The 8,337-nt window shown below is 40.2% G+C and carries 7 protein-coding genes and 4 tRNA genes; all 11 read left to right on the forward strand.

Annotated features, from left to right (window positions below; all coding sequences use genetic code 11):
• Positions 1 to 66: 66 nt before the first annotated feature.
• On the forward strand, positions 67 to 393 hold the full coding sequence (locus NL42_RS05970) for an H-NS histone family protein (RefSeq protein ID WP_002053185.1): 327 nt from the start codon (positions 67 to 69) through the stop codon (positions 391 to 393).
• 333 nt (positions 394 to 726) lie between these two features.
• Entirely contained in the window at positions 727 to 1,470 is a 744-nt protein-coding gene (gene gspN, locus NL42_RS05975; protein ID WP_461312097.1) for a type II secretion system protein N, read from the forward strand.
• Positions 1,471 to 1,472: 2 nt separating this feature from the next.
• On the forward strand, positions 1,473 to 2,312 hold the full coding sequence (locus tag NL42_RS05980; protein ID WP_461312098.1) for a type II secretion system protein N: 840 nt from the start codon (positions 1,473 to 1,475) through the stop codon (positions 2,310 to 2,312).
• A 41-nt stretch (positions 2,313 to 2,353) separates the two neighbouring features.
• Positions 2,354 to 4,630: a type II secretion system secretin GspD gene (gspD, locus tag NL42_RS05985; RefSeq protein WP_461312099.1), complete on the forward strand. Its 2,277-nt coding sequence runs from the start codon at positions 2,354 to 2,356 to the stop codon at positions 4,628 to 4,630.
• Positions 4,631 to 4,671: 41 nt separating this feature from the next.
• Positions 4,672 to 5,301, forward strand: coding sequence for an FHA domain-containing protein (locus NL42_RS05990; RefSeq protein ID WP_461312100.1), 630 nt, complete (start codon positions 4,672 to 4,674; stop codon positions 5,299 to 5,301).
• 65 nt (positions 5,302 to 5,366) lie between these two features.
• The gene (locus tag NL42_RS05995; protein WP_016139483.1) at positions 5,367 to 6,035 is read left to right on the forward strand and encodes a phosphoglycolate phosphatase; all 669 of its coding nucleotides are present in this window, start codon (positions 5,367 to 5,369) and stop codon (positions 6,033 to 6,035) included.
• A 109-nt stretch (positions 6,036 to 6,144) separates the two neighbouring features.
• Positions 6,145 to 7,638 carry an anthranilate synthase component I gene (trpE, locus tag NL42_RS06000; RefSeq protein ID WP_336170082.1) on the forward strand — a complete coding sequence of 498 codons (1,494 nt, stop codon included), beginning with the start codon at positions 6,145 to 6,147 and terminating at the stop codon, positions 7,636 to 7,638.
• Between the two features lie 98 nt (positions 7,639 to 7,736).
• Positions 7,737 to 7,812 (forward strand) — tRNA-Thr (locus tag NL42_RS06005).
• A gap of 52 nt (positions 7,813 to 7,864) precedes the next feature.
• Positions 7,865 to 7,948 (forward strand) — tRNA-Tyr (locus NL42_RS06010).
• Between the two features lie 37 nt (positions 7,949 to 7,985).
• Positions 7,986 to 8,061 (forward strand) — tRNA-Gly (locus NL42_RS06015).
• A gap of 13 nt (positions 8,062 to 8,074) precedes the next feature.
• Positions 8,075 to 8,149, forward strand: a tRNA-Thr gene (locus NL42_RS06020).
• Positions 8,150 to 8,337: the final 188 nt, after the last annotated feature.

The following is an 8,337-nucleotide window of genomic DNA, read 5'->3' on the forward strand; positions in this document are numbered from 1 at the left end:
TGATTTTATGTTTTTAAATTTTGTCTGTATTATTTTGAATTGTCTGTAAGACTGGAGTATTTATTAATGAAACCGGATATCAGTGAATTATCTGTTGAAGAGTTAAAACGCTTACAAGAAGAAGCGGAAGCTTTAATTGCAAGTAAAAAAGATCAAGCAATCGAAGATGCTTATAATCAAATTATCGAGATTGCTGAAAATGTAGGTTTTAGTGTTGAACAACTTCTTGAGTTTGGTGCTCAAAAACGTAAGAAAACAACACGTAAATCTGTTGAGCCTCGCTACCGCAACAAAAACAATTCTGAAGAGACTTGGACTGGCCGTGGTAAACAACCACGTTGGTTAGTTGCTGAAATTGAAAAAGGCGCAAAACTTGAAGATTTCTTAATCTAATCGTATTGCTGTTTTAAAAAGCCAGGAAAATTTTCCTGGCTTTTTTGTGAGTGAAAATATCTAAAATTTTGCTGTAAATATTATTTAAGAAATTGAGTGTTTAAATTCATCTTTAAATACATTGTTGAGATCAAATGTGCATTTAGTTCTTTTAGCACTAGGTTTTCATGATTTTGTCATACGTTCAACTTATAGTCTTAATACCGAAGCCAAGCCCGATTGCTTGGTTTTTTTATATGAAGTGAATTGGCGATGTTGAAAAAGTATGCATAATGTCAGACTAGGGAGCTACTCTCAAAATAAGGACGATAATTTGCATGTTGGTAAGGCTGAATGAAGAAAAAGTCTAAGCAATGGAAGTGGTGGTTATTTGCCCTCATTGCATTTTTAATTTTTATTATTTTACAGATCCCAGCGACTTGGCTTATTTCTAAATTTTCAAAGAATAATCAAACTCTACACAATGTAAGTGGAAATATCTGGCAAGGCCAAGCAGATTGGCGGCGCGGTACTTTGAGAGGCTCGATTCATTGGAAAACTAGACCTCTAGACCTATTTTTATTAAGGTTCGCTGCTGATGTAGATATCCATAGTGGAAATACCCAGTTATCTGGGATAATGGCCTATGGTGTTGGTAAAAAAGTACTTGTAAGGGCAATGAATGGTCAAATTGCGCCTGAAACATTAAAACAAATTGTGAACTGGCAATGGCCTGTGAACAGTATTCAGTTAAAAGATATTGATTTTAATTATAAAAAAGAGCAAGGTTTCGCTGCAGTTGATGGTCAATTGCATTGGGGTGGTGGTGCTTTAATTTATAATATTGGTGACCGTCAAGACCGGATGAATATGCCTTCTTTAAATGGGCAATTAACGGATCAAAATGGACAATTACAAGTTGATATACGTGATCAACGCAGTCAAAAAATGGCAAACCTTTTATTAGATGCCAATATGATGCTTGATGTGCAGCTTACACAAAGATTATTACTAAATATTCCGTCTTATGATGGGAAAGCAGGTTTAGATACTTTTGTCATTAGTTCTCGTCAACCCTTAATACAAGGGGGTAACTAATAATGAAAGTATGGATTGAGAAGTTACAGCAACTACAGTGGCAAAAATTAGATCGGTTAAGTGTTATCGTATTTGCCTTTTTACTTTTATGGCTATGTTGGAAATTGGCTTCATTGTTTTGGTGGGTCATTGCTCCTCCTCAAATGATGCAGTTTGATCGGGTAGAGTTAGGATTACAGCAACCGCAAATTCCTAACATTAGTACTTTTTCGCTTTTTAATGAACCTTCAGCCAATGCAGCTCAGGAAAATGTCAACCTAGAATTACAAGGCGTGATAGTCGGTTATCCGAACCGTTTTTCTTCGGCTGTTATTAAGCTTGATAATACTGCTGACCGGTATCGGGTAGGTGAAACAATAGCTTCTACATCTTACCAGTTAGCAGAAGTTTATTGGGATCATGTGATATTGCGTCAAGGTAATGGCAGTACACGTGAGCTTCAGTTTAAAGGTTTGCCAAACGGATTATATCAACCACCTAATCCACAGGCATCCCCAGAGAATTCAACAGCTCCTACTCAACAGGCACCTTCGACTAATACGACTCAAGAAGCGCTTGGACAGGCTATTCAGCAAATGCAAGGGAACCGAGAGCAGTACCTTAAAGATATGGGGGTAAGCGGGAACTCAGGCGGAGGTTTTGAAGTTACAGAACGTACACCCACTGCGCTTCGAAATAAGTTAGGTTTAAGGCCGGGTGACCGGATTGTTTCTTTAAACGGTCAAACGGTTGGGCAAGGACAAACGGATGTGCAGTTACTTGAACAGGCTCGTCGAGCTGGGCAAGTGAAATTAGAAATAAAACGTGGTGATCAAGTGATGACCATACAACAAAATTTTTAGTGATAACACGTCACCATAAGAGTTAGGAATTATCGCAAGTTATGGCTTTATTGAATCATCAACGTCCACTTTGGGCATTACTTGCAGCTGCCCCATTGATTGCGACAGTGAGTAGCAGCGTTTATGCCCAAACATGGAAGATCAATTTACGTGATGCTGACTTAACTGCATTTATTAATGAAGTTGCAGACATTACGGGGAAAAACTTTGCAGTAGATCCGCGAGTGCGTGGCAATGTCACAGTAATATCGAACAAACCCCTCAATAAAGATGAAGTTTATGATCTTTTTCTTGGGGTCTTAAATGTAAATGGGGTTGTGGCAATTCCTTCTGGGAACACCATTAAGCTGGTGCCGGATAGTAATGTTAAAAATTCGGGAATTCCTTACGATTCTAGAAATAGACTGCGTGGTGATCAAATCGTCACTCGAGTCATTTGGCTTGAAAACACGAATCCAAATGATTTAATTCCAGCACTTCGCCCTTTAATGCCTCAATTCGCACATATGGCTGCGATAGCAGGCACTAATGCGCTGATTGTTTCTGACCGAGCTGCGAATATCTACCAACTTGAAAATATCATTCGTAACCTCGATGGTACGGGGCAAAATGATATTGAAGCTATTAACTTGCAATCAAGTCAGGCAGAAGAAATCATTACTCAACTTGAGGCGATGAGCGCAACGGGAGCTTCGAAAGATTTTAGTGGTGCACGTATACGTATTATTGCAGACAATCGAACGAATCGTATTTTGGTGAAGGGTGATCCTGAAACACGTAAGCGCATTCGCCACATGATCGAAATGCTGGATGTACCTTCGGCAGACCGCTTAGGTGGCTTAAAAGTTTTCCGATTAAAATATGCAAGTGCAAAAAACTTATCTGAGATTTTGCAAGGCCTTGTAACAGGGCAGGCTGTTTCTTCGTCAAATAGTAATAATAATTCTTCTAACTCATCGAATCCGATTAATAATTTGATGGGTAATAACCAGAATTCCAGCTCATCTTCATCTGGTTCAAATGGTAGCTCAATTTCTACGCCATCTATTAACCTAAATGGTAATTCAAATAATAGTAATCAGAACAGTATCTCTAGCTTTAGCCAAAATGGTGTGAGCATTATCGCGGATAATGCCCAGAACTCGTTAGTGGTTAAGGCCGATCCACAATTAATGCGTGAAATTGAATCTGCTATCCAGCAACTCGATGTTCGCCGTCAGCAAGTTTTAATTGAAGCTGCCATTATTGAAGTCTCAGGAGATGATGCGGATCAACTTGGGATTCAATGGGCGCTAGGTGATTTATCTAGTGGAATTGGCTTGCTTAGCTTCAGTAATGTGGGTGCAAGTTTATCTTCTATTGCTGCAGGTTATTTGTCTGGTGGTTCGGCTGGAGCAGCGTCTGCTATTGCAGGTGGTACTAATAAGGGTAATGGTGCAACTTTTGCTGTGGGTAATTTTGAGAATTCCCGTAAGGCTTATGGTGCATTAATTCAAGCCCTCAAAGCTAACACCAAATCAAATTTACTTTCGACACCATCCATTGTGACGATGGATAATGAAGAGGCTTATATTGTTGTCGGTCAGAACGTTCCATTTGTAACAGGTTCGGTCACTACGAATAGTACAGGTATCAATCCATACACAACTGTTGAACGTAAAGATGTGGGTGTGACATTAAAAGTTGTTCCACATATCGGTGAAGGCGGTACGGTTCGTCTTGAAGTTGAGCAAGAAGTTTCGAATGTTCAGACCAGTAAAGGTCAGGCGGCTGATTTAATTACCAATAAACGGGCTATTAAAACTGCTGTATTGGCCGAGCATGGACAAACAGTTGTTTTAGGTGGCTTGGTGTCTGATGATGTTGAACTCAGTCGTCAAGGTATTCCTGGGTTAAGCAGCATTCCATACCTAGGTAGGTTATTCCGTTCAGACAGCAGAAGTAATACGAAGCGTAATCTTCTTGTCTTTATTCATCCAACAATTGTGGGTGATGCGAATGATGTGCGTCGTTTGTCTCAGCAGCGCTATAATCAGCTTTATAGCTTGCAATTGGCGATGGATCAAAATGGCAATTTTGCCAAACTGCCTGAGCAGGTTGATGATGTCTATAATCAAAAGATGACACTGCCAAGTGTTACCTCTCAGCCAAAAAATTATCAACAGGTTCCTTCGGGTGGAAAAAGCTCGACAGTAACAACACCCGTAGCGGTAGAGCCTGCGGTTCGAAAGCAAACCTTACAGTTGCCTGAGCCTGAAATTAATCGTACTAAAAATACAGTAACAACAACGACACTGCGTCCAAGCACAGCGCCGTAGTAGCATGTTATGATTGATAAAAAGTGAAATAGGACATACGCATGACTTGGAAATTACAAGCAATTACTGGCGAAATTACTGGCCAAGAAATTAGTATTGATCGTGATATGTTGGTAGGGCGCCATCAAGATGCTGATGTGTTGTTACAAGCTGCTGAAATTTCACGTCGCCACGCTGCATTGCTTTTAAAAGATCAATTGCTATGGGTGCAAGACCTTAATTCATCGAATGGCACATTCATAAACGATATTCGTATTGAGCAAGAAAAACAGCTGCATGATGGTGATATTGTTCAATTTGCTAGCTTTAAATTTTCTGTGTTAGCGCCTGTGCAGGAAATAGAGGATTTGCCTGAAATTGAAGCAGAACCTGTAAATACGGCTCCATCTCAAGATTTAAGCGATCAAGGTATGCCAAGCCTTACAGAGCGCGCTGCTGAAATAGAAGTCAGTCGCGATGGGATGCCACAGAATATCTCTATTCCAAAACCTGCACCGATCCCAGAAGGTGTAGATGTTAATGTACAAACACAACAGACACCTGTTGCTTTTGATGAGCCTGTTTCTCGTGTTGCTGAAGAAAAAGAGCAGCAGAAGAATGCTTCAGTTGGTTTAATCACTATTATTATTTTAGTAATCTTAGCTTTATTGGCATGGTTGTTCTTTAAATAATCCGTTGCTGCTTTTACAATCAAGGCATGCTAAACGCATGCCTTTTTAATTTTGAGAAGAAGAAGATGTCTGTTGCACAACTAAATAAGCGCGATTTAATTTTATTTGATCTAGATGGAACACTGGTTGATTCTGCTGCTGATTTGTATCGGTCTATGAATTTAAGTTTAGAAGCGCTCAATTGGCCATTAGTAACAGAAGCCCAGATACGAGCATGGGTCGGCAAAGGAGTGTCTAAACTCTGTGAAAGCGTTCTACTTCATATTTTTGGAAAATTAGACACTGAACAGCATAAAGTCCTCTTACAGAAATTTGTTGACATATATGGTGCAGAACTTTGTGTGAATACTCAAATTTATCCGGGAGTCACTGAGTTTTTAAAGCATTGTAAAGCTTTGAATATACATATGGCATGTGTTACCAATAAGCCTGTGCAACTTGCTCAAGGGTTACTTGATGCATTAGAACTTTCTTCTTATTTCCAAGTTGTACTTGGGGGCGATAGTTTGCCAGAGAGAAAGCCACATCCATTGCCTTTATTGCATTGCATGCAAAGCTTAAAAATATCTGCTTCGCAATCATTAATGATTGGTGACTCAAGTAACGATATTGAGGCTGCGCGTCGTGCGGGAATTGATTGTATTGTGGTTAGCTATGGCTATAATCATGGAGAAAATATCTATGATTGCCAACCTCAGCAAGTGGTTGATAGTTTGGCTGAGTTAATTATCTAATGAGTGAAATGGAGATCAGCATGAATAAGCGTATGGTTTTTCGATGGCGTGTCTAAATCGAAACTAGAAAAACACCGTTTTAAATCGAAACCATATTAGAGAAAAATTCATGACTACATTAGCGCAATTCGAACAACTTAAGGCATCAGGTTACAACACCATTCCAGTTTATCGTCAGCGTTTGGCAGATACGGAAACGCCTTTATCTGTTTTTGCTCGTTTTAAGGAGCAAAAACAAGCTTATTTATTTGAGTCGGTTGAAGGTGGTGAAAACTGGGCGCGCTACTCCATGATTGGTTTAGGTGAGTCGACAGTTTTTTCATGTAATGCTGGCGTTTTATCTATACAGCATGCTGATGGTTCAATCACACAAGAAGATTGTCTAGATCCATTTGAATATATTCGTGAGTTTCAGAAGCAATTTACAGTTCCACCAGCTGAGCTTCTGCCTGACTTACCAAGTTTTACAGGCGGATTGGTTGGCTATTTGGGCTATGATGCAGTTCGTTATATTGAGCCGCGCTTAAAGAATGTGCCTGCGGCTGATCCAATTGCTTTACCCGACTTATGGTTGATGCTCTCAAAGACAGTCATTGTCTTTGACAACTTGAAAGATACCTTGTTTTTAATTGTTCATGCTGATACAGCACAGCCAAATGCTTATGAAGATGCGCAGCAAAAATTAGATCAATTGGAACAGTTGTTGGCTACACCAGTTAGTTTGCAAGCTAAGCCGCATACACCCCCACATTTTGAATCGATTACAGGTAAAGCGAAATTTCTTGAGACCATAGAAAAGGTTAAAGAATACATCCGTGCGGGTGATGTTATGCAAGTTGTTCCTGGGCAACGCATGGTTTCTGACTTTGATGGCGAGGCTTTACAGGTTTACCGTGCTTTACGTCATTTAAATCCTTCGCCTTATTTGTTCTTGGTACAAGGTCAAACAATTACGGATCAAAAACCATTCCATATTGTAGGGTCATCACCTGAAATTCTCTCTCGTCTTGAAAATGGTATTGCGACAGTTCGCCCATTGGCTGGTACGAGACCACGCGGAAAAACTAAAGAAGAAGATATCGCTTTAGAAAAAGACTTACTTTCTGATGAAAAAGAAATCGCAGAGCATTTAATGTTGATTGATCTTGGTCGAAATGATGTTGGGCGAGTTTCTAAAATTGGTAAGGTTAAAGTGACTGATCAAATGGTCATTGAACGCTATTCGCATGTCATGCACATAGTTTCAAATGTACAAGGTGAAGTGCGTGATGATATCGATGCACTAGATGTATTTAAGGCAACTTTTCCAGCAGGTACTTTATCTGGTGCACCGAAAATTCGTGCTATGGAAATTATTGATGAAGTAGAGCCTGTTAAGCGAGGCGTTTTTGGCGGGGCAGTGGGATATTTAGGTTGGCATGGTGAAATGGATATGTCGATTGCAATCCGTACGTGTGTTATCCGTGATAAAAAAGTCTATGTGCAGGCTGGAGCAGGCTTGGTTGCTGACTCAAATCCTGAATCAGAATGGAATGAAACCCAAATAAAAGCTCGCGCAGTGATCAAAGCGGTTGAATTATCATCAAACGGATTGATTTTATGAGTTTTTAGCAGTTTTTTTAAAAAAACTGCTTGCATCGTTTGGAAGTTTTGCTAAACTGCACACCGTTCCGATACGAAACGTACGAAACACTAAGAAGCGCCGGCATAGCTCAGTTGGTAGAGCAACTGACTTGTAATCAGTAGGTCCACAGTTCGAATCCGTGTGCCGGCACCATCTAAAGTGTGAAGTTGTTAAGTAAGGGATAACACTGAAATAAGTGTGATGTGGTGAGATTCCCGAGCGGTCAAAGGGGGCGGACTGTAACTCCGCTACGAAAGTTTCGAAGGTTCGAATCCTTCTCTCACCACCATTAACTTCGATTGAAGTGCTAAGTATACCAGCATCGTGCGGGAGTAGCTCAGTTGGTAGAGCGGCAGCCTTCCAAGCTGCATGTCGCGAGTTCGACCCTCGTCTCCCGCTCCATCGAAGGATAATCGCTCTTATAGCTCAGTGGTAGAGCACTCCCTTGGTAAGGGAGAGGTCTCGAGTTCAAATCTCGATAAGAGCTCCAGATACAGTTTAGTAGATTTTCTACAAAGATTTAAAAAGCAGGCTTATTAGTCTGCTTTTCAAGTATTGGGTGTTTGATTTTTTAGGCGATATGTCGATGCTGAGTTTTACTCAGAATTGTGTTCGACGTAAACGAGGACTATAAACATGGCTAAGGCTAAGTTTGAACGTAATAAGCCACACGTAAAC

The organism is Acinetobacter sp. GN11 (assembly GCF_054823985.1).